Below are 21,711 nucleotides of genomic sequence, written 5' to 3'. Positions count from 1 at the left end.
ACAGGTTGAACCCCCGAGAAAACTAACCACAGAGGCACAGAGGGCACAGAGGAAGAGAAAGAGAGAGATTTTTATCTTCCCGCTTCCTCTGTGCCCTCTGTGCCTCTGTGGTTCAAATCTCTTCACTCCCGGGCGTTTCACGCTGAACGGTGCTCTAGGAAGGCGCCCCGAGCTCCGCGATCTCCTGCTCGAGCTGCTCCCACTCGGCCATGAGCGCGTCGATGCGCGGCCCGAGCGCCTCGTCCTCCGCGTTCAGCGCGGCGACCTCCGCCTTGCCCGTGCGCTCGAAGAACCCGTCGCTGCAGTAGAGGTCGTGGATCTCCTTCTTCCGCGCCTCGGCCGCCTCGATGGCCGCGAGCACCTTGTCGCGCCGCGCGGGCAGCTCCTTCTGGCGGTTGCGCCGGCGCTTCTGCTCCTCCCAGGAGCCGCCCGCCTCGGGCGCCGGGGCGGCCTTCTGGTGCTCTCGCTTCGCCTTGAGCACCACCGTGTCCGCGTCGAGGTGATCGTCGCCGCAGCCGGCCAGGTACTCCTCGTAGGTGCCGGGGAAATCGCGCGGCCCTGTCGGCGTCACCTCGAGGATGCGCGTCGCCAGCTCGGACACGAAGAAGCGATCGTGCGAGACGAAGAGCACCGTCCCCTCGAAGGCCTTGAGCCCCTCGACGAGCCCGTGGATCGCCTCGAGGTCGAGGTGGTTGGTCGGCTCGTCCAGCACGAGCACGTTGGGCCGCTCGACGATGATCCGGCAGAAGATGAGCCGCGCGGCCTCGCCGCCGGACAGCGAGCCGACGCTCTTCTCGACGTCGTCGCCGGAGAAGAGCGCCTTGCCGAGCTGGCCGCGGACGTAGCTCGGCGACTCGTCGGGGCACGCCGCCCACAGGAAGGAGAGGGGCGTCATCGACCCGTCGACGAGCAGCTCGCGGTGGTCCTGGGCGAAGTAGCCGACGCGCGCCTCGTGGCCCCACGACGCGCCGCCGGCGTCGGCCTGGAGCCGGCCCACGAGGATCTTGAGCAGCGTCGACTTGCCGAGCCCGTTCGGCCCGATCACCGCGAGCCGCTCGCCCCGCCGCACCGACAGGGACACGTCGCGCAGCACCTGCTTCGCGCCGTACGCCTTGGAGATCCCCCGCGCCTCGAGCACGTCACGCCCGCTCGGCCGCTGGATCGCGAACCGGAACGCCGGCGTGCGCCGCGAGGTGTCGGCGAGCTCCTCGACCTCGATCTTCTCGATCTGCTTGAGCCGGCTCTGCGCCTGGCGCGCCTTGGTCGCCTTGGCGCCGAACCGCTCCACGAACGCGCGCTTGTCGGCGATGATCTTCTCCGCGCGCGCGATCTCGGCCTGCTTGCGCTCGCGGATCGCCTGCTTCTCGACGACGAAGGCGGCGTAGTTGCCCGTGTAGAGCGTGATGGTCTCGTAATCGACGTCGAGGATGTGCGTGGCGACGTTGTCGAGGAAGCGCTGGTCGTGGGAGATGACGACGGCGCAGCCCTTGTAGCCGGCGAGGAACCTCTCGAGCCAGCGGATCGAGAGGATGTCGAGGTGGTTCGTGGGCTCGTCGAGCAGGAGCACGTCCGAGCCGCCGAGGAGGACCTGCGCGAGGAGCACGCGCAGCTTGAAGCCGCCCGACAGCGTGGAGAGCGCCCTCCGGTGGGCCTCCACCGGGATGCCGAGCCCCTCGAGGACGGCGCTCGCGCGCGCCTCCAGCGTGTAGCCGTCGTGGGCGCGGATGCGGTCCTCGAGGTCGGCGACCCGGCTCGGGTCGCCGCCGCCGCCCTCGGCCAGGCGGCGCGACTCGACGAGCGCGTCCCACACGACGCGATCGCCCATCATCGCGAGATCCAGGATGACCTCGTCGTCGCTGAGGAACCGGTCCTGCCGGAGCACGCCCACGCGGGCGTCCTTCGGCATGCTGACGTTCCCGTCGCTCGCGGGCTCGTCGCCCGCCACGATCTTGAGGAAGGTGGTCTTCCCCGAGCCGTTGGCGCCCACGAGGCCGTAGCGGGAGCCCGGGTTCAGCTTGAGCGAGACGCCCTCGAAGAGGGTCCGATCTCCGAATGATTTCGCGAGGTTCGATGTTCCGAGCATGGCGCTGTGGGGGGCTCTGGCCGCGCGGCGGGGGGAGCGCCGCGGCGGCGCGGCGCACAGACATAGCACCGTGACCCCGCGCCGGAGCCGGCGGACGCGGCGGGCGTCTCAGCCGCGCGTCAGTCGACGTGCTGGCACTCGACCTTGTCCGAGGCGGCGTCCTTGTTGTTCCCGTCGTTGCACTCGTCGATCGCGCTGTCGGGGTCGACCTGGCCGTAGATGAGGATCGACAGGTTCCACGGGAACTCGCCGATGGTGGCGACGAGGTCCACGCTCTCTCCCGGCGCGATCGGCCCCGGGATGACCTCGTCGTGGAGCGGCGTCCCGCCCTGGCTGGGGTCGCCGGCGTAGTAGCGGACGCGCACGTCGCTCGCCGGCGCGGAGCCCGCGTTGGTGATGGTGGTCGGGACGTCGACCTGCTGCAACGTGCACTTCGCGTCGGTCACGCGGCCGATCGAGATCTGGAGGTCCGGGAGCGCGCTGCCGGCGTTGAGGGGCGAGAGGAGCTCGTTGTTGCCCTCGTCGCACTCGCGCTCGCTGCCGGCCTCGTCGACGACGGCGCGAATGCGGGCGGGCAGCGTCCCCTGCGGGTTGTTCCCGGCGCTGTAGCCGACCGTCAGGAGCAGCGAGCTGTGCGGCTCGATGCTGGTCTGGAGGACCGCCTGGAGCGGGTCGAGGGCCGCGTCGTAGAGCGGCTCCGCGACGGACGGGTCGTCCCACTCGCCGTAGAAGCTGATGACGACGCCGGGGCCGACGCGGAGGTCGCCGAGGTTGTCGACGCGCACCGTGATGTTGATGTTGTCGGTGAGCTCGCCGCAGGCCGCGTCGGGCGACGAGACCTGGACGCCGCTCAGCGTGAGGTCCGGCGCGATGCCGTACGACCGCGGGTTCGAGCGGTAGGTGTTGTAGACGCGGCCGCCGTACGTCTTCCAGCTCTCGGGCTCCCGCACGGGGATGCCGCCGCTCTCGAGCACGTTCGTCACGTGGTAGCTGTGCTGGTTCCAGATGCGGCGGGCCGACACCCAGAGATCGTTCTGCGCGCCCCAGACCTCGAGGCCGTTGTTGTAGTCGACGCCCTCGCCGCAGTTGTTGGACTCGTTCGAGGTGGCGAACACGATCTCCGCGTTGCCGTCGTTGTCGACGTCGGCGACGATCGGGTACTCGGAGCGGGTGCGGCTCGGCGAGTGCTCCTTGAACAGGACGCCGCCCGTCACGCCGTCGTAGATGCGGAAGTAGCACTCGTCGTTGTAGATGACCTCGGCGGCGCCGTCGCCGTTGAAGTCGAACACGCTCGACCCGGTCGAGCGGCTGGAGTTGTCCTCCGTGACGCGCTGCCAGCCGTTGTGGTAGCAGACGCAGGCGCCCGTCTGCTGGTTGCACGTCGCCGCGCCCGGGGCGCCGCAGTCCTCGTCGGTGCTGCACGCCTGCCCGTTCAGCGTCCGCGGGGGGTTGGCCACCCCCGTGCCGGCGTCGCTGAGCGGGTTGGTCCACGCGGGGCACTCCGCGGTCGGCGCCTGGAGGTCGAGCATCATGTAGCGGAGGCCGAACGCCGTGCCGACCTCGGGGAAGCCGTCGCCGTCGAAGTCGTCCACGTTCGGCGCCCCGCCGTCGCGCGTGGCGCCCGTGCCCATCGCCATGTTGCGCGCGATCATGCCGGTCTGCCCGTTGAGCACGAAGAACTGCCCGTTGTTGAACAGGACCACCTCCGGGACTTGATCGAGCGGGTTGCTCGGGCCGGGCGCGGCGGCCTGGTCGGCCCCGAGGACGTCGGCCACGGCGCAGAACCCGTCGCGGTGGACTTCCGGGATCAGCTGCGCGCCGGTGTCGTCCACGTTGACCGCCTGCCCGTCCCAGACCACGAGGAGCTCCCCGTTGCAGAACGCCGTCGCCTCCGCGTCGTCGTAGGGGGGCTCGCACCCGGCCCTGCTCGTCACGCCGGTCGGAGGGCGGGGCAGCGCGTAAACGGTGCTCCCCGCGACGATCTCCAGCCGGTGATCGTCCTTGAGGTTCGCGATGCACGTGATGGGTCCGAGCCGGTTGGCCGGGTTCGACGCTTCCCCCTGGAGCCCCTGCGCCAGGGTGCCCTTGAACTGGTCGACGATCGAGAGCACGCGGGTCTCCGGGTCGACGTGGAGCGTGAACACGTTCGCGCCGACGACGATCTCCGGGAGCCCCTCGCCGTCGATGTTGGCGATCGACGGCGCCGGCTCGTTGTAACCTGTCCAGCGGTTGTTCGCGAGGAGCCGGGTCTCGCCCGTATTGCTGAAGATCTGGAGCCCGGACAGCTCGGTGATCGCGACGATCTCCGGCACGCCGTCGCCGTCGAGATCGCCGACGGCCAGCGCGGCGGTCGGCAGCAGCGTCGCGTCGCTGCAGCGGTAGGCCACGTCGGTCGGATTGCCTTCGTGCCACACCTGCGCGCCGAGCACCGCGAAGTAGTCGCGCCCCTTGTTGGGGCCGCCGCCGTGGATGGCGCGGAGGACGCCGCTGTTGCTGTACGTCGAGGCGCAGAACGTCGAGAAGATGATCTCGGGGAAGTCGAGCTCGTTGATGAGCCCGTCGCCGTTGTCGTCGTCGAGGTTGGCGACGAGCGGCGTCATGACGTTCTGCGCCGAGGTCGGGAACGGGCTGCCGGTGGCGCTCGAGTTGGCGCGGTTCTGCCCTCCCCACTGGATCTCGATCTGCGGCAGGACGCTCTCGAACGGCTCCGGGGGCAGGAGGCACGTGGGCGCGGCGCCGGTGCCGGAGCAGGAGCCGACCTCGCAGGCGGCGTAGGTGGGGCAGTCCCAGTCGTCCTCGCAGGGGCAGTTGGCGTTGCCCATGCCGTCGTCGGTGCACGTGCTCTCGAAGTAGGCCTCTCCGCCGCACGTGAAGAGCTCGCGCGTGGTGCTGCCGTTCGAGACGCAGAGCCTGAGGCTGTCGCCGTCGCACGTGCGCTCGCCGGCGGCGCAGGCGTCGGCGACGCAGAGGGTGCCGTTGCAGTACCGATCGAGGGGACACTGGAGGTCGCTGCGGCAGCCGATATCGACGCAGATGGCCCCCCCTTCGGCGGTCGTCTGGCACTCCTCGGTGGGGCCGCAGGTGAGGTCGTCGCAGGTGTTGTTGACGCAGGTGGGCTGTTCGTCCTCCAGCTCACAGTGCTGGTCCGGCCGGCACGCCACGCCCTCACAGCCGGGCTCGACGCCGCCGGTCCCGCCCGAGCCCACCGTCGTTCCGACGAACACGCCGGTGCTCTCGATCGTGCTGCCGCCGGCCCCGCCCCCGCCGCCCTCGCCCGGGTGCGTCACGATCTCCGGGTTGCTGCAGGCCGCTGCAGCGAGCAAAAACCATGGTAGCGCGAGGGGAAGCAATCGCCGGGGGCACGTGGGCATGAGGCGATTGTACGGGCGCGCAGTCCGCAGGGAAGCGCGTTCGCGCGCGGCTTCGTGCGCCGAGTGGGAGCTCTGCCCACGATGGGCGTCGCTCGCGGCGGAGGTCAGGGGCGCGGGGGGAGAGGCCGTGCGGGCCAGGCGGGACGAGCGACGTGAGGAGGGGCCGGGCTCAGCGGGTGCTGTGCTGATGCGCGGTCCCGTGCAGGTCCGGGCGCCGCGCCCGGAGCCGTGGCTCGGGGTGCGAGAGGTCCATCCAGGAGAACGAGGACGCCTGACTCATGGCATCGTTCTACGAGCCGGCCCAGAGCATCGTGGCGCCGTAGCGGGTGAGCAGCTCGTCCACGGTGACGAGCGCCGCGCCCTCGCAAAGCGCCTGTGCCACCAGGAGGCGGTCGAACGGGTCTCGGTGATGGTACGGCAGGGCCGCGGACGAGATCGCGTGACGGGCGGTCACGGGAAGCTCGATGGCTTCGAGCGCAGCGATGGCGCGCGGGACGAGCGTCTCTGGCGCCTCGGGCAGCGGGAGCTTGCCGTTCGCGTGCTTGACCGAGATCTCCCAGGCGCTGGCTGCGGAGATCAGGAGGGTGTTGTGCGGATCTTCGATGGCCTGACGCGCCGCAGTGGCGATTCGCTCCGGCGTGAGCACTGCCCAGAGCCACACGTGGGTGTCGAGGAGCAGCTTCACGTCTCCCCATCTCCCTCGAAAGCGCGCAGCACGTCCTCGGGCAAGGGGGCGTCGAAGTCGTCAGGGACCTCGAACAGGCCTCGGAGCGCCCCGAGCTTGCGTGCCGGCGGCGTGGACCTGCGCGGGGCCGACTCCTCCTCGAGGATGATCACCTCGACGTTCTTGCCCACCAAGGCGGAGAGCTCCGGGATGTGGAGGGTATCGGAGGTGACCTGGGTGTGGATGCGGATCGCGTTGGCCATGGTCGACAGGCGGGAGTGTAGCGCGGGCCAGGGTACCGCGACGCGCGGTGATTCGGAGCGCGCATGACAAGGGTTTACCGGGAGGAAAGCCTGGGCGTGCTGAACCGTCCTCTCGCCTCCTGGCCGCCGCCTCACGCCCCGCCCCGCTCGAGCGCCTCCTGCAGCGCGCGCACCTCGCGCGCGAACGCCGGCTCGGTGCGCAGCGCGGCGGTCCGCTCCCCCGGCAGCTCCAGCGCGCGGTCCGCGACGATGCGCGCCGGCCGCGGGGACAGCACGACGGCGCGCTCGGCGAGGTAGGCGGCCTCGGTGATCGAGTGGGTCACGAAGAGCACCGTCATGCCGAGCTCGGCCCACAGCGCGCGCAGCTGATCGTCGAGCCGGCTCCTGGTGAGCTCGTCGAGCGCGGCGAACGGCTCGTCGAGCAGGAGCAGCCGCGGGCGCGTGACCATCGCGCGGGCGAGCGACACGCGCATGCGCATGCCGCCGGAGAGCTCGGCCGGGTAGCGCCCGCCCGCGTCGGCGAGGCCGACCTGGAGGAGCGCGGCCTGCGCCGCGGCGTGGCGCTCGTCGAGCGGCGCCCCCGCGAGCTCGAGCGGCAGCGCCGCGTTCTCGAGGACGCTCCGCCAGGGCAGCAGGTGCGCGTCCTGGAAGACGTACGCGATGGGCGCGCGCGCGCTGCCGGCGCCGCCCGCCCCCGCCTCGGCCTCGACGACCGCGGCGCCGGCGTCGGCGCGGTCCAGCCCGGCGACGAGGCGCAGCAAGGTGGATTTGCCGCACCCGGACGGCCCGAGCAGCGCGACGAACGCGCCCGGCGCGATGTCGAGGTCGATGCCGTCGAGCGCCACGACGCCGGAGGCGCCGCCCCGGGGCGCGCGGCCCGCGTCGTCCAGCACCGGGAAGACGCGCCGGATGCCGGTCAGCCGCACGCGGACGCCGCCGCTCGCCGTGGCCTTCTTCATCTGCCCGGCGGTTCTAACCGCGCCGCCGCCGGTTGACCAGCCATCAGCTCGACGACGCCGTGCGCACGCAGCGGAAGCCGCCGTCGGCGAAGCGGTAGTGCGCCTCGAAGCTCGTGCGCGCCCAGGTGCGGAGCGACTGCGCGCCGTACATCCACGAGCCGCCGCGCATCACCAGCAGCGGGCGGTCCGGAGGCCGGGTGTTGCGCGGGTTGTGGGTGGGGCCGTCTGCATAGAAGTGCGGATCGTCGTAGTCCTCGCACCACTCCCAGACGTTCCCGGCGAGGTCCAGGATGCCGTAGGGCGAGGCGCCCGCGGCCAGCGAGCCGACGGGCACCGTCCCGCCCTCGCGGTTGTCGTAGTTCGCGCGCGAATGCCCCGGCTCGGCGCGCCCCCAGGGGTACTTGCGGCCGTCGGTGCCGCGCGCGGCCTTCTCCCACTCGGCCTCGGTCGGCAGGCGCTTGCCGGCCCAGTTCGCGTAGGCGCGCGCGTCGTCCCACGACACGTACACCACCGGGTGATCCTCGAGGCCCGCGGGGATCTCGCCCCGCCTGAAATGGGAGAGGAACCGGCTCGCGTCGGTGTCGTCGGGGCGATACCCGGTCACATCGACGAACGCCTTGAACTGCCGGTTCGTGACCGGCGTCCGGTCCATGTAGAAGGCGTCGACATGGACCCTCCGGCGCTGCTGCCCGCTGAGGAAGGGCCCGCCAGGGACGAGGATCATCTGCTCGCCTGTCTTCTCGCGGACCGTCGGCGCGAGCTCGCGCCCGTCGGACGAGGGCCGCGCCGGGGAGGGCGAGAACTCCGCGAGCGCCTCGTCGAGCCGCGCCTTGAACTCCGCGCACGACGCCGGCCTCCCGGCCGGATCCTTCGCGAGCGCGTCGAGGATGAGCCGGTCGAGCGCCGGCGGGATGTCGGCGCGGAGCGACGAGGGCGGCGCCGGGGGATCGGCCACGTGGGCCATCATCACGGCGAAGTGATTGGGGCTGTCGAACGGCACCTGCCCGGTACACAGCTTGTAGAGCGTCACGCCGAGAGAGTAGATGTCCGAGCGCGGGTCCGCCGCGTGAGGGCTCTTCACCTGCTCGGGCGACATGTAACAGCACGTCCCGAGGAACGCGCCGCTCAGCGTGTAGGTCGTCCCCTCGAGGATCTTGGCGATGCCGAAGTCCACGATCTTGGGCGTCAGCCCGTCCTTGCCGGTCGTGACGAGGATGTTGTCGGGCTTCAGGTCGCGGTGGATGATGCCCATCCGGTGCCCCTCGTCCATGGCGTCGAGGACCCCGCCGAACAGCGCGCGGATCTCCTGGTACGGGATGCGCCCGCGCCACCGCTCGAGGTGCCGCACCAGCGTCGACCCCTCGACGTACTCCATGACGATCGCGAGCAGGTGATCGCGCTCGACGAAGTCGTAGACGGCGACGACGTGCTCGTGGCTCCAGGAGCGGAGCACCCGCGCCTCGCGCGCGAAGCGCCGCCGGATCTCGGCGTTGCCGCACAGGTTCGAGTGCAGGCACTTGACCGCCACGACGCGCTCGCGCGCCCGATCGTGGGCCCGGTAGACGACGCCCATGCCGCCCTCGCCGAGCGTCGTCTCGATGCGATAGACGCTGATCTCCGTCCCGGGCAGGAGCCGCACCGGCGGCAGCGGGAGCGAGGGTGGCGGCAGCCCGACGGCGCCGGGCTGCGTCGCGGGGAACGCCGTCGCGGCGTAGCCGGGGCCGTGATCGGCGACGAGGTGGCCGCACGAGGGGCAGAAGCGGGCGTTCTCCGGGAGCGGAGAGCTGCAGCCGGCGCACCGGGGAGAGGTGTCCTGGCCCATCGGTCGGCAGGAGTCTCGCACAGGTCGGGGCGGCCGTGGGCGGCGAATGTGTGGCGCGCCGGTCGCTCGGCGAGGGCGCGTGCGCGGCGCTGGCGTCGCGATCCTGCGCTGTCGGCGCGGGCGATCCGCGCTCGCCCATGATACCGTCGCTCCCACGAGCGGTGGGGGACGACGGCGCAGAGCAGCGCATGCTCGCGGTTCATGCCGAGCTCGTCGCGGGGGGCGAGATCGAGCGGCTGGCCATGGACGACGCGGAGACGCGCCTGTGGATGGACTGCGAGCTCGCCTCGCTCGTCGAGAACCGCTTCTTCGCGCGCGTCGATCCGGCGTCGCGCGGCGCCGAGCTGCGCGACGTGTGGGAGCCCAGGGCGACGCGCGACGGCGCGCAGCTCGGGACCCCTCACGCCGGCGCGCGCTACGTGGTCCCGTACTGGCTCACGCAGGGTGGCTGTCGGGTCGGGACGATCGCGCTGTCCACGGGCGGCCTCGGCGGGGCGCTGCTGGAGGTGTCGAGTCTCTACGTGCTGCCCGCCCACCGCGGCCGCGGCGTCGCGAGCGCGGCGCTGCGCCGCGCGGACGAGGTCGCGCGGGCGCACGGCGCGGGCCTCGGCGTGAGGACCCCCTGGGCGTGGCAGCCGGCGGTGAGGTTCTATCTCGGCCTGCGCATGTGGGTCGCCGGCTGGGCGCAAGCGCTCGCCTTCACGTGGCGCCGCGGGCTGCCCGCGTACGACGTCGAGATCGACGGCGGCGAGGCCACGTTCGGCGTCCTCGTCGACGGCCGCAAGGAGCACCTCATCCGGGCCTCGCGCGAGGGCGACCGGCTCGGATGGGTGGAGTCGCCGCGGATGGAGGCCAGTCGCGCCGAGCGCTCCGACGTGGCGAGCCTCGCCCCGGGCACGTTCGCTGTCGCCCTGGCCGCGCGCGGCTTCCCGCTCATCCGCTCCGAGGGCCGCTGGCGAGCGCGCCACGACCCCTCCTGCCTCGGCGAGCCCGAGGCGCTCGCGCAGCGGATCGAGCTCTTCGAGGCGGTCGATCGCAGCTTCGGCTTCGACGTCCGCACGCCGCGCGTCCCGGGGCTCCTCTACCGCGAGTACGACGACATCGACTGAGGTGGTGTAGCATCCACCGCGTGCTCGACTGAGGTGGTGTAGCATCCGCCGCATGGACGACTGGCTCCACCGCGCGCCGACCGCGCTTCGCGGCAAGCGCATGTTCCGGCTCGGCCTCGCGGCGAACTACGGCATCGACGAGGACGGCGTGCGCGCGGCGATGGATCGCGGCGTCAACCTCTTTCTCTGGACGATGCGCGCGCGCGGGCTCGGCAACCCGCTGCGCGAGGCGCTGAAGCAGCGGCGCGACCGGGTGGCGGTCGTCGGTTATGCGCAGGTCGGCTGGTTCGGCTGGGGCGTGCGCCGGGGGGCCGAGAAGCTCTTGCGGGAGCTCGGGACCGATCACCTCGACGTCTACCTGCTCAGCTGGCTCGGCGTCGGCTCCGCGTGGACGAGCGCGACGGAGCGCGAGCTCTTGCACCTGCGCGAGAGCGGCAAGGTGCGCGCGCTCGGCGTGAGCATCCACGACCGCCCGCGCGCGGGGCAGCTCGCGGGCTCCTCGCCGCTCGATCTGCTCATGATCCGCTACAACGCCGCGCACCCCGGGGCGGAGCGGGACATCTTCCCGCACGTGCGCGACGCGCGGCCGAGCGTCCTCGCCTACACGGCGACGGCGTGGCGGCGCCTCCTGAAGAAGCCGAACGGCTGGGAGCGCCCGGCGATGACGGCGGGCGACTGCTATCGCTTCCAGCTCTCCAGCCCGCACGTGGATCTCGCGCTGACGGGGCCGAAGAGCCGCGCCGAGATGGAGGAGAACCTCGACGCGCTCGCGAAGGGGCCGCTCACGGCGGACGAGGAGGCATGGATGAGGGAGTTCGGGCGCGCGGTGCACGGATGAGCGATGCACGCATGGGCGATGCACGTAGGGATGGACGGATGAGCGATGCACGGAGGAGCGGGGCGTCGATGGGCCGGATGGTCGTCGCCTGCACGATGACGTTCCCCGAGGAGGCCGAGCGGCTGCTCGCCGGGGGCGTCGCGCCGCACGAGCTCGCGCTGCCGGCGGCGCGCTCCGCGGAGAACCTCGCCGTGGTCGGGCGGGATCCGGTGGTGCTGGACGCCGACGTCGTCTTTGGCCAGCCGCACCCGGAGGACGTGTGCGCGGCCTCGCGCCTGCGCTGGGTGCACCTCAGCACCGCGGGCTACACCCGCTACGACGTGGCGGCCGTGCGCGCCGCGCTCGCCGCGCGCGGCGCCTTCCTCACGACGAGCAGCGGCGTCTACGCCGACCCGTGCGCGGAGCACGCGCTCGCCTTCCTGCTCGCGGCGTCGCGGCGGCTGCCCGAGTGCCTCGAGAACCAGCTCGGCCCGCGCGGCTGGCCCGACGCGCCGGTGCGCTCGCGGAGCATGCTGCTGCGCGGCCGGCGGGTGCTGCTCCTCGGCTTCGGCGCGATCGGCCGCCGGCTCGCCGCGCTGCTCGCCCCGTTCGAGGTGGACCTCTGCATCCTGCGCGCCCGCCCGCGCGGCGACGAGCCCGGCCGCGTCGTCGGCCCCGAGGCGCTCGGCGACGCCTTTGCCTGGGCGGACCACGTCGTCTCGAGCCTGCCCGCGGCCGAGAGCACGCGCGGCCTCGTCTCGCGGGCGCTGCTCGCGCGGATGCGCCCGGACGCGTGGTTCTTCAATGTCGGCCGGGGTGCCACCGTGGACCAGGCGGCGCTGCTCGAGGCGCTCGAGGCGCGCCGCCTGGCCGGCGCGTACCTCGACGTGACGGACCCCGAGCCGCTGCCGCCGGATCACCCGCTGTGGCGCGCGCCGGGCTGCTACGTCACCCCGCACACGGCCGGCGGGCGGCGCGAGGAGCCGGTGGCCCAGGTGGAGCACTTCCTGGCGAACCTGCGGCGGTTCGAGCGGGGGGAGCCGCTCGAAGATCGGGTGATCTGAGGCGAGGGGGCGCGCCGGGCTGCGCGCGGGCCGCTTGCCAACGAAACTGTTGCGAGCCATGGGGGGCGGGGTAGGGTGACCCCATGCAGAGCAAGGCCAAGCTCGTCCGCGAGGTGGGCAACTGGGTGAGCGGCGAGCGCTTCTGGAACCGGGAGAAGGAGATCTGGGATCTCAAGGAGCTCCTGGGCGAGGGGGCGAACGTCCTCATCGCTGCGCCCCGGCGGGTGGGCAAGACCAGCGTGATGCGCAAGCTCTGCGAGGAGCTCGAGCAGGGGAACTACAGATGCTTGTTCCTCGATCTGCAGAGGTCCCAGAGCGGCGAGGACGCGATCGTCGAGCTCGGCGTAGCCACGAGACCTCACCAGACGCTCTGGGACAGGGCGAAGGAGCTCGTGCGGGACAAGGCCGAGCGGCTCGAATCGCTCGGCACCGAGGACTTCAAGCTGACGTTTCGCGAGCACCTGAAGCAGGACTGGCAGGCCAAGGGCGAGCGCCTCTTCGACGCGCTTGCCGGCGGTGACGAGGACAAGCCGGTCGTGATCTTCATGGACGAGCTGCCGATCCTCGTGAACCGGCTGCTCAAGGGGGACGAGTACACCATCACGCCCGAGCGGAGGAAGCTGACGGACGAGTTCCTGTCGTTCCTGCGCGCGCAGACCATCAAGCACCGGTCGAAGATCCGGCTGGTCGTCGCTGGGTCCATCGGCCTCGAGCCGGTGCTGCGTCAGGCTGGTCTGAGCGCTACAATCAACACGTTCACCCCGTTTGAGCTGCGTCCGTGGGACGAGGAGACGGCCGTGGGATGCCTGGATGCGCTGGCGAACAACTACAGCGTCGTGCTGCTCGAAGGCGCGGCGCGGCGCATGGTGGAGAAGCTCGGCTCCTGCATTCCCCACCACGTCCAGATGTTCTTCAACCACGTCTACAACGATACGAAGCGCCGTGCGCAGCAGGAGGTGTCCCTCGAGGACGTCGAGCGCGTCTACAAGCACAGCATGCTCAGCACGCGCGGGCACGCGGAGCTCAGCCACATGGAGGAGCGGCTCAAGCTGGTGCTCGGGCAGAGGGATCTGCCGCTCACCCTGGATCTGCTCACCGAGGCGGCGGTGGTCGGGGTCCTGACGCCGGGGGCGTCGATGGCGCTCGCGAGGGACAGCGCAGCGATCGCGGAGCCGGGGGGTTTGGGGGAGAAGCCCCAGGACGTGCTGCGGCGGGTCGTGGACGTGCTGAAGCACGACGGCTACCTCGTGGACAACGATGCCGGCGCGCTCGTCTTTGGGTCGCTTCTGCTGCGCGACTGGTGGAAGGGGAGGTTCGCGTCCGAGTACACGCCGGCCGCGGCGCGGGGCGCGCCATGAACGCGCCGCTGATGAAGCACAACCCGGCGTTCCTCACGCCGGAGCAGCTGCGGTCGTCGTTCGTGGTGCGGAGGCGCGATCTCGACATCGTGCTCCGGTACATCCGCGACAGCACCGGGCCTTCGAACCAGCACGTGCTGGTGCTCGGGTCGCGGGGCATGGGCAAAACGACCCTGGTGCGGATGCTGGCGGACACGGTGGCGCGAGACCCAGAGCTCGGCGCGCGCTGGTATCCGCTGCTGTTCGGCGAGGAGAGCTACACGGTCTCGACGATCGGCGAGCTTTGGCTCGAGGCGATCATGCACCTCGGCGACCAGACGGGAGACGCCCGCTGGCAGGCGCTCCACGACGAGCTCCGGGCCGAGCGAGACGACGACAGGCTGTGCGCGCGGGCGCTCGCACAGCTGGTCGGGTTCGCCGAGGAGCAGGGAAAACGCATTCTTCTCATCATCGAGAATTTGCACATGCTGCTCGACGAGCAGATGTCGAAGAAGGACGCCTGGTCGCTGCGGCACACCCTGCAGAACGAGCCCCGCATCCTGCTGCTCGCCACGGCGACATCTCGGTTCGGCGCGATCCTCGACGAGGAGCAGGCGCTCTACGAGATGTTCGCGACGTACGCGCTGGAGCCGCTCGACCTGACCGAGTGCCGGGCGCTCTGGGAGGTGGTGGGCGGCGTGGAGGCAAGTGAGCGGCGCGTGCGGCCGATGCAGATCCTGACGGGGGGCAACCCGCGGCTGCTCGGGATCCTGGCGTCGTTCGCGGCGAAGACGTCGTTGCGTCACCTGATGGAGAACCTCGCGCAGCTCGTCGACGAAAACACCGATTACTTCAAGAGCCACCTGGAGAGGTTGCCGCCTACGGAGCGCAAGGTGTACGTCATGCTGGCGGATCTCTGGGCGCCGTCCACGGCGCGAGAGGTGGCGGAAGCGGCGCGGATGGAGGTCAACCAGGCGAGCGCGCTGCTGCACCGGCTCGTGGGCCGCGGAGCGGTGGTCGAGGCGGTGGTCGAGGAGGGGCGAGGGCGAAGGGTACGGTACCGGCTCAGCGAGCGGCTGTACAATGTCTATCACCTGCTCCGGCGCCGCGGGGCGGGCGCCGCGCGCGTGCAGTCGGTGGTGGATTTCATGGTGCACTTCTACGAGGAGGATGGGCTCGCGGGGCTGCTCGGACGGATCGCGAAGGAGGCGAAGGGGCTCGGGCCGGAGGAGCGGACGGACCACCTCAACGTCATTGAGGGGATCCTTGAGCGCATTCGCGACGCGAAGCTGCGGCGCGAGCTTGTTGATTCGCTGATTCAGGCGGGTGTGCTGAGTTGGCCCGATGTCAGCGAAGGTCTCAAGAAGAAGCTTGGTCGTGTGTTGTTCGTGGAAGCCGCGCGCCTGAACCGTGAAGGGCAGTCCCCCTTGGCAGGGCGGCTCCTCGTCATGTCGCCAGGTCTATCTATAAGGATGCTCGGCGCTGCATTGCTCGGCGCGAGCGGGCTCTGGGACGAGGCCTTCACCGCGGTGGAGCAGGTGCTCTCTTCGAAGGTCAGCGCCGTATCAGCAAACGTGGTGCTCGACCTTCTTGTCGATGCAGTCGCTGCAGGGCATGTCGACAGAGCCCTGACCCTCCTCGAAGGATCCCCTGCCAGGATCTCGTTCGAGCCGCTTCTCGTCGCGCTCCGTCAGATCGCCGGGCAGTCCGTCCAGGCCCCTCCGGAGGTGCTCGAGGTCGCATCCGACTTGGTGCGGCTCATCGAGCAGCAGCGCCAGGCGAAGCAGCAAAAGGCCTCCGACGACGCGGACGCTTCCGGCAGCCCGTTGAGCGCCGTCATGACGCCCCGGCGCGCCGGAAAAGGTCGCGCTGCCTCCGGGAAGTGAGCCATGAGGAGTGGCGCAGGTGGAGCACTTCCTGGCGAACCTGCGGCGGTTCGAGCGGGGGGAGCCGCTTTTGGACCGCGTCATCTGAGGCCGGGGCGCGGACGCGCTCGCGAAGGTGCGGCGCACGGCGGACCGCAGAGAAAAATGCTCTTTCAACCCAGGGCAGGTCCCGCGGTTGGCGCGTGACGTCTCCGACGTGCTTGCAATCCCTTCCTCCGTGCGATCACTGGGTGAGCACGAGGCTGTCGACCAGGCCTGTTGTGTTGCTGACGGGCGTGCCGAGCAGGCATCCGACGACGCTGCCGAGATAGCTGATGCCGGATGTGACCTTGGTGGCAGAGTCTCCGGCGTAGCGCCCGGCGGTGACCGTCCCGGAAAAGATGGCGGTCTGGCCGACGACGGTGGGGGCTGACCAGCTGATGGTGCTGGTGCCGCCGGTGGCGTCGTTCCAGGCGACCGTCTCGGTCTCCGGTGGTCCCGCGGTGACGGGCACGCAGCCGAGGGACAGCGTGATGGAGGCGGCGCCGGTCGCGCTGGGGCCGATCGCGCAGGTGTCGTAGTCGAAGGCTTCGGCCACCGTGACAGTCTGCGGGGTGACGGTCACCGCCGGGCTGAAGGATCGGCCGAAGGATCCCAGGCATTGAACGTCGATGACCGCTGCGCGCGCGGGCGCGGCGAGGGTGAAGCACACCGTGGCTGCGGCGGCCATGAGGGTGGCGGCGGTGAGCTGGGCGATTCGCAGCGTGTTGATCTTCCCCTTGCGGAGCATGGTTCATCCCTCCTGTGAGAATCGGGGACCGGCTGGAGCAGCGCTCTGGCGCCGTCCGGAGCGGAGTCGCGTTCGGTCACCCGGGTCGGTTCAGCGACATGTCGAGAGCCATGTCGCCTGTGCACAGACGTTGGCGTCTGTGCAACATACAAGCGATGGCGCCTGTGCAGGAACGTGAATCGCAAATGTGAATCGCAAATGTGAATCGCAATGTGAATCGCGTGAGCCGACGAATTTTTCGGTTTACGTGACTCGCCCGGTCCGTACTATGCTGGCGGGTACTCCTCCGTCGTTCTCGACAGAGTTCCGCGGTCGTTCACGGCAGTGAGGGGTGCGCTCCGCGGCTGAGGCAACCAGGCAGCAGCAGTATCGGCAGCGGAGCGCGGCTGGGCCCCGGGGCTGTTCGTGCCCGGGTTCGCGGCGTGCGCGATGCCGGGCAAACGGGCCCGATAGGGCGGTGTGCCCTGGTTTCAGCGCGATTTCAGCGCTGGAGCCGGTGGCTCGTGCGGCGGCGCGCGCGGAACGCAGCGCGAGAGACGCGCAGGGGCCTGCCTCGACATCACCGCCGCAAACGGCGTACTCGCGCTGGCATCGATCTTGAATTGTTGAAGTGCGTGACCTGAGGTTTCTTCAGCCAGCGCAGGCCCCGCAGCGCGCGGCACCCCCTATTTGAACGTAAACAGAGGACAAGACATGCGCCATCGCAAGAGCTCTCTTCTCGGCTATCTGACGATCCCGGCGTTCTCCACCCTGCTGGTCGCGAGCTGCACCAGCGCCGGCCCCTCCGCGACCGGCGGCGATCACGACGACGAGGCCGTGGGCGAAGCTCATGACGCGCTCACCCCCGCTCAGTGCAACTACTTCGACGTCAACGGTACGGTCAAGATCTGCCACAAGACCAGCTCCACGAAGACTCCGTACACGATCATTCGCGTCAGCGAGCAGGCGTGCATCGACGCGCACAGCGCCCACGCCGGCGACTATGTCACCAGCCTCGACCCGAGCTCGCCGCTCTACGACCCGACCTGCGGCGGCCTGGGCTGCCTGCCTGTGAACGCGCCGTGCGACCCCACGGTGCCGTGCTGCGACGGCCTCAGCTGCCAGAGCGGCACGTGCACCGATGTGAACGAGTGCGCCCTGGGCACCGACAACTGCGACGCGAACGCGGCGTGCACCAACACGCCGGGCTCCTTCACCTGCGCTTGCAACGCAGGGTACTCCGGCGACGGCGTGACGTGTACCGAAGTCGACGAGTGCGCCCTGGGCACCGACAACTGCGACGCGAACGCGGCGTGCACCAACACGGCGGGCTCCTTCACCTGCGCTTGTAACGCAGGGTACTCCGGCGACGGCGTGACGTGCACCGAAGCCGACGAGTGCGCCCTGGGCACCGACAACTGCGACGTGAACGCGGCGTGCACCAACACGCCGGGCTCCTTCACCTGCGCTTGCAACGCGGGGTACGAGGGCGACGGCGTGACCTGCACCGACATCGACGAGTGCGTCGCCAACCCGTGCCAGAACGGCGGGACCTGCGTCGACGGTATCAACAGCTACGTCTGCGCGTGCTTGCCTGGCTACACCGGCGCCAGCTGCGAGACCGACGTCGACGAGTGCGCGTCCAACCCGTGCCAGAACGGCGGGACCTGCACCCAGGGCATCAACAGCTACACCTGCGCGTGCTTGCCCACCTACGAGGGGACCAACTGCGAGGCATGCGAAGGCAGCCTCGCGGACTGCAACGGGCTCACGTCCGACGGCTGCGAGGTGAACCTCCAGAGCGACGCCGCCCACTGCAACGCCTGCAACAGCGCGTGCGGGTCGGGTCAAATCTGCTCGAACGGTGGCTGTCAGACCCCGCCTTCCGGCCAGGTGCCCGGCACGCCGAGCAGCGTCTCCGCGCCCCACAACCCGCTGGCTCCGGCGGTCGCCGATGTGAATGGCGACGGTAAGCTCGACGTCCTGGTGGCCAACGGCGAATCCGGGGGGTTGCTGTTCCCCTCCGGGTCGCTCTCCGTGTTTCACGGCAACGGCGACGCGACCGTCCAGCCGGAGCTCTACACCACGGGCGCCCCGCTCTCCAGCAACGCCGTCGTGGCGGTGGACGTCGACGGCGACGGGTGGCTCGACGCCGTCACCGTCGACGGCCAGACCAACCAGCTCCTCATCAACGGGAGCCTCAGCGTCTACCGGAACCTGGGCCCGAGCGCGCCCGGAACCTTCGGCGCGCCGACGAGCTTCACCACGGGCACCCCGGGCTCCGTCCACCTCTGCACCGGGGACTTCGACAACGATGGGGCGGCCGACATCGCCACCACCAGCGTGACCCTGAACCAGGTGAGCGTGATCTTCGGCAACGGCACGGGCAGCTTCGGCGCGCCCACGCTCATCTCCATCGCGGCCACCGGGGGCGTGCAGTCCACCATCGCCTGCCGCGATCTGAACGGCGACGGCTTGTCCGATCTCGTGGTGACGAGCCCCGGCGCCGCACGCCTGTCGATCCTCATCAACCAGGGCAACGGCTCGTTCGCCGCGCCGGTCGCCTACACCAACGCCGTCAGCGGCCAGACGGCGGGCATCGCCTTCGGCGACGCCGACGGGGACGGCAAGCTCGACATCCTCTCGAACGGCGCGGCCGGCCGGTACCTCTTCTTCTTCAAGGGGAACGGCAACGGCACGGTCGCGAGCGGCGTTCAGTCCGCTGCGTCGTCCAGCGCGATCGCCAACTCGGCGCTGGGGGTCGTGGCCAGCGACTTCAACGGCGACGGCAAGCTCGACGCCTACATCCTGGTCACCACCTCATCGGGCGGCGTCCGCCCGATGACCGGCAACGGCAACGGGACCTTCGTCGCGGGCCCGGTCGTCCCGACCGGCACCTCGCCCGGCGCCAACGCCATCGCCGCCGCGGACCTGGATGGTGATGGGTACGACGATCTCATCCTGACCAACCGGGGATCCGGCACCCTCACCGTGATCCCCAACGGTCTCTGACCCGCCTCTTCGCCCTTTTTTATTTACGTGGCTCGCCTGGTTGGAGCATCCTACGTGAGCTGAAACTCTCCGTTGACGGCGGATCGTACGCAGTCGTTCCGCACGATGAGGGGCGCGCTCCGCAGCTGAGGCCTTCAGGCAGCAGCAGTAGCAGCGGAGCGCGCCTGGACCCGGGGGGCTGCTCGTGCCTGGTACCGTGATGTGCGCGGTACCGGGCAAACGGGCCCGAGGCACCCCCTCGGCTTCAACAAAAAACAGAGGACCAACCATGAGCTATCGCAAGAGCTCTCTCTTCAGCTGTCTGGCGATCCCGGCGTTCTCCAGCCTGCTGTTCGCGAGCTGCACCTGCGGCGGCCCCTCCGCGGCCGACGGCGATGATAACGAGGGCGCGGGCGGAGCCCATGACGTGCATGTGAACGAGTGCGCCCTGGGCACCGACAACTGCGACGCGAACGCGGCGTGCACCGACACGGCGGGCTCCTTCACCTGCGCTTGCAACGCAGGGTACTCCGGCGACGGCGCGACGTGCACGGACATCGACGAGTGCGCCCTGGGCACGGACGACTGCGACGCGAACGCGGCGTGCACCAACACGGCGGGCTCCTTCACCTGCGCCTGCAACGCGGGGTACTCCGGCGACGGCGTGACGTGCACCGACGTCGATGTCGACGAGTGCGCCCTGGGCACCGACAACTGCGACGCGAACGCTACCTGCACCGATACGTCGGCCTCCTTCACCTGCGCTTGCAACGCGGGGTACGAGGGCGACGGCGTGACGTGCACCGACATTGACGAGTGCGCCGAAAGCCCGTGCCAGAACGGCGGGGCCTGCACCGACGGCATCAACAGCTACACCTGCGCGTGCTTGCCCGGCTACACCGGCGCCAGCTGCGAGACCGACATCGACGAGTGCGCCGGAAGCCCGTGCCAGAACGGCGGGACCTGCACCGACGGCATCAACAGCTACACCTGCGCGTGCTTGCCCGGCTACACCGGCGCCAGCTGCGAGACCGACATCGACGAGTGCGCCGGAAGCCCGTGCCAGAACGGCGGGACCTGCACCGACGGCATCAACGGCTACACCTGCGCGTGCTTGCCTGGCTACACCGGCGCCAGCTGCGAGACCGACATCGACGAGTGCGCCGGAAGCCCGTGCCAGAACGGCGGGACCTGCGCCGACGGCATCAACAGCTACACGTGCGCGTGCTTGCCCACCTACGAGGGGACCCGCTGCGAGGCGTGCGAAGGCAGCCTCGCGGACTGCAACGGGCTCACGTCCGACGGCTGCGAGGTGAACCTCCAGAGCGACGCCGCCCACTGCAACGCCTGCGGCCTCGCGTGCGCGGCAGGTCAAATCTGCTCGAACGGTGGTTGCCAGGATCCGCCCTCCGGCCAGGTCCCCGGCACGCCGATCGATTCCTCCGTTCCCCACAGCCCGCTGGCCCCGGCGGTCGCCGATGTGAATGGCGACGGCAAGCTCGACATCCTGGTGGCCAACGCCGAATCCGGTTCGTCGACGACCCCCTCCGGGTCGCTCTCCGTGTTTCACGGCAACGGCGACGCGACCGTCCAGCCGGAACTCTACTCTACGGGCGCCCCGCTCTCCAGCAACGCGGTCGTGGCGGTGGACGTGGACGGCGACGGGTGGCTCGACGCCGTCACCGTCGACGGCCAGACCAACCTGCCCTCCAGCAACGGGAGCATCAGCGTCTACCGAAACCGGGGCCCGAGCGCGCCCGGAACCTTCGACACGCCGACGAGCTTCACCACGGGCACCCCGGGCTCCGTCCACCTCTGCGCCGCGGACTTCGATCTCGACGGAGCCGTTGACATCGCCACCACCAGCGTGACCCTGAATCAGGTGAGCGTGATCATGGGCACCACCGGGGGCAGCTTCGGCGCGCCCACGCTCATCTCCATCGCGAGCACCGGCGGCGTGCAGTCGAGCATCGCCTGCCGTGATCTGAACGGCGACGGCTCCTCCGATCTCGTGGTGACGAGCCCCACCTCCGCACGCCTGTCGATCCTCATCAACCAGGGCGACGGCTCGTTCGCCGCGCCGGTCGCCTACACCAACAACGTGAATGGCCAGACGGCGGGCATCGCCTTCGGCGACGCCGACGGGGACGGCAAGCTCGACATCCTCTCGAACGGCGCGGCCGGCCGGTACCTCTTCTTCTTCAAGGGGAACGGCGACGGCACGGTCGCGAGCGGCGTTGGTTCCGCCGCCGGGACCAGCGCGATCGCCAACTCGGCGCTGGGGGTCGTGGCCAGCGATTTCAACGGCGACGGCAGGCTCGACGCCTACATCCTGGTCACCACCTCCTCGGGCGGCGTCCGCCCGATGACTGGTAACGGCAACGGGACCTTCGCCTCGGGCGACGTCGTCTCGACCGGCACCTCGCCCGGCCCCAACGCCATCGCCGTCGCGGACCTGGATGGCGATGGGTACGACGATCTCGTCCTGACCAACAGGGGATCCGGCACCCTCACCGTGGTCCCCAACGGACTCTGACCCGCCATTTCGCCCTTACGCTGCGTATCGTCCGGGAAGTCACCTGACGAGACCGGCCGGA

At 70.4% G+C, this 21,711-nt stretch carries 14 protein-coding genes; 7 read left to right on the top strand and 7 right to left on the bottom strand.

Going from position 1 to position 21,711, the window contains the following annotated elements:
- Window positions 1-154: 154 nt before the first annotated feature.
- The 6 genes from abc-f to WME85_RS34320 all read right to left on the bottom strand — a co-directional run bounded on the left by abc-f (window position 155) and on the right by WME85_RS34320 (window position 9,162).
- On the bottom strand, window positions 155-2,083 hold the full coding sequence (gene abc-f, locus WME85_RS34345; protein ID WP_437827334.1) for a ribosomal protection-like ABC-F family protein: 1,929 nt from the start codon (window positions 2,081-2,083) through the stop codon (window positions 155-157).
- A 119-nt stretch (window positions 2,084-2,202) separates the two neighbouring features.
- A complete protein-coding gene (locus WME85_RS34340) occupies window positions 2,203-5,406 on the bottom strand; it encodes a CARDB domain-containing protein (protein ID WP_437827333.1) in 3,204 nt (1,067 codons plus the stop codon).
- 337 nt (window positions 5,407-5,743) lie between these two features.
- Window positions 5,744-6,139: a type II toxin-antitoxin system VapC family toxin gene (locus WME85_RS34335; RefSeq protein ID WP_437827332.1), complete on the bottom strand. Its 396-nt coding sequence runs from the start codon at window positions 6,137-6,139 to the stop codon at window positions 5,744-5,746.
- Window positions 6,136-6,381, bottom strand: a complete 246-nt coding sequence (locus tag WME85_RS34330) for a type II toxin-antitoxin system prevent-host-death family antitoxin (protein WP_437827331.1) — start codon at window positions 6,379-6,381, stop codon at window positions 6,136-6,138. The genes WME85_RS34335 and WME85_RS34330 overlap by 4 nt, the downstream gene beginning before the upstream one ends.
- Window positions 6,382-6,512: 131 nt before the next feature.
- On the bottom strand, window positions 6,513-7,340 hold the full coding sequence (locus tag WME85_RS34325) for an ABC transporter ATP-binding protein (protein ID WP_437827330.1): 828 nt from the start codon (window positions 7,338-7,340) through the stop codon (window positions 6,513-6,515).
- Between the two features lie 43 nt (window positions 7,341-7,383).
- Window positions 7,384-9,162 carry an SUMF1/EgtB/PvdO family nonheme iron enzyme gene (locus WME85_RS34320; RefSeq protein WP_437827329.1) on the bottom strand — a complete coding sequence of 593 codons (1,779 nt, stop codon included), beginning with the start codon at window positions 9,160-9,162 and terminating at the stop codon, window positions 7,384-7,386.
- Window positions 9,163-9,350: 188 nt separating this feature from the next.
- Between WME85_RS34320 and WME85_RS34315 the strand changes: the two genes are divergently transcribed.
- The 5 genes from WME85_RS34315 (at window position 9,351) to WME85_RS34295 (ending at window position 15,375) form a co-directional block, all read left to right on the top strand.
- Window positions 9,351-10,271, top strand: coding sequence for a GNAT family N-acetyltransferase (locus tag WME85_RS34315; RefSeq protein WP_437827328.1), 921 nt, complete (start codon window positions 9,351-9,353; stop codon window positions 10,269-10,271).
- Window positions 10,272-10,323: 52 nt separating this feature from the next.
- A complete protein-coding gene (locus WME85_RS34310; RefSeq protein ID WP_437827327.1) occupies window positions 10,324-11,109 on the top strand; it encodes an aldo/keto reductase in 786 nt (261 codons plus the stop codon).
- Window positions 11,110-11,147: 38 nt separating this feature from the next.
- Window positions 11,148-12,152, top strand: a complete 1,005-nt coding sequence (locus tag WME85_RS34305; protein ID WP_437827326.1) for a D-2-hydroxyacid dehydrogenase — start codon at window positions 11,148-11,150, stop codon at window positions 12,150-12,152.
- Window positions 12,153-12,235: 83 nt separating this feature from the next.
- Window positions 12,236-13,510 (top strand): ATP-binding protein, encoded by a 1,275-nt coding sequence (locus WME85_RS34300; RefSeq protein WP_437827325.1) that lies wholly within the window; start codon window positions 12,236-12,238, stop codon window positions 13,508-13,510.
- Window positions 13,507-15,375, top strand: a complete 1,869-nt coding sequence (locus WME85_RS34295; RefSeq protein ID WP_437827324.1) for an ATP-binding protein — start codon at window positions 13,507-13,509, stop codon at window positions 15,373-15,375. The genes WME85_RS34300 and WME85_RS34295 overlap by 4 nt, the downstream gene beginning before the upstream one ends.
- Before the next feature lie 223 nt (window positions 15,376-15,598).
- Here WME85_RS34295 and WME85_RS34290 read toward each other — a convergent pair whose 3' ends face one another.
- Window positions 15,599-16,144: a hypothetical protein gene (locus WME85_RS34290; protein ID WP_437827323.1), complete on the bottom strand. Its 546-nt coding sequence runs from the start codon at window positions 16,142-16,144 to the stop codon at window positions 15,599-15,601.
- 693 nt (window positions 16,145-16,837) lie between these two features.
- Here WME85_RS34290 and WME85_RS34285 point away from each other — a divergent pair.
- The gene (locus WME85_RS34285) at window positions 16,838-19,135 is read left to right on the top strand and encodes an FG-GAP-like repeat-containing protein (RefSeq protein ID WP_437827322.1); all 2,298 of its coding nucleotides are present in this window, start codon (window positions 16,838-16,840) and stop codon (window positions 19,133-19,135) included.
- A 268-nt stretch (window positions 19,136-19,403) separates the two neighbouring features.
- Entirely contained in the window at window positions 19,404-21,650 is a 2,247-nt protein-coding gene (locus WME85_RS34280; RefSeq protein WP_437827321.1) for an FG-GAP-like repeat-containing protein, read from the top strand.
- Window positions 21,651-21,711 lie beyond the last annotated feature (61 nt).

It is taken from the genome of Sorangium sp. So ce1153 (genome assembly GCF_051521595.1).
Taxonomy (GTDB): Bacteria; Myxococcota_A; Polyangia; order Polyangiales; family Polyangiaceae; genus Sorangium.
Note: the sequence above shows the minus strand (reverse complement) of the source record. Positions and strands in the feature narration are given on the sequence as shown.

What these genes read in the sequence shown, in the direction of transcription:
- WME85_RS34310 (WP_437827327.1), top strand. Translation starts at nt 10,324, where the DNA reads ATGGACGACTGGCTCCACCGCGCGCCGACCGCGCTTCGCGGCAAGCGC.
- abc-f (WP_437827334.1), bottom strand. Translation starts at nt 2,083, where the DNA reads ATGCTCGGAACATCGAACCTCGCGAAATCATTCGGAGATCGGACCCTC.
- WME85_RS34305 (WP_437827326.1), top strand. Translation starts at nt 11,148, where the DNA reads ATGAGCGATGCACGGAGGAGCGGGGCGTCGATGGGCCGGATGGTCGTC.
- WME85_RS34295 (WP_437827324.1), top strand. Translation starts at nt 13,507, where the DNA reads ATGAACGCGCCGCTGATGAAGCACAACCCGGCGTTCCTCACGCCGGAG.
- WME85_RS34290 (WP_437827323.1), bottom strand. Translation starts at nt 16,144, where the DNA reads ATGCTCCGCAAGGGGAAGATCAACACGCTGCGAATCGCCCAGCTCACC.
- WME85_RS34330 (WP_437827331.1), bottom strand. Translation starts at nt 6,381, where the DNA reads ATGGCCAACGCGATCCGCATCCACACCCAGGTCACCTCCGATACCCTC.
- WME85_RS34315 (WP_437827328.1), top strand. Translation starts at nt 9,351, where the DNA reads ATGCTCGCGGTTCATGCCGAGCTCGTCGCGGGGGGCGAGATCGAGCGG.
- WME85_RS34325 (WP_437827330.1), bottom strand. Translation starts at nt 7,340, where the DNA reads ATGAAGAAGGCCACGGCGAGCGGCGGCGTCCGCGTGCGGCTGACCGGC.
- WME85_RS34285 (WP_437827322.1), top strand. Translation starts at nt 16,838, where the DNA reads ATGCGCCATCGCAAGAGCTCTCTTCTCGGCTATCTGACGATCCCGGCG.
- WME85_RS34280 (WP_437827321.1), top strand. Translation starts at nt 19,404, where the DNA reads ATGAGCTATCGCAAGAGCTCTCTCTTCAGCTGTCTGGCGATCCCGGCG.
- WME85_RS34300 (WP_437827325.1), top strand. Translation starts at nt 12,236, where the DNA reads ATGCAGAGCAAGGCCAAGCTCGTCCGCGAGGTGGGCAACTGGGTGAGC.
- WME85_RS34320 (WP_437827329.1), bottom strand. Translation starts at nt 9,162, where the DNA reads ATGGGCCAGGACACCTCTCCCCGGTGCGCCGGCTGCAGCTCTCCGCTC.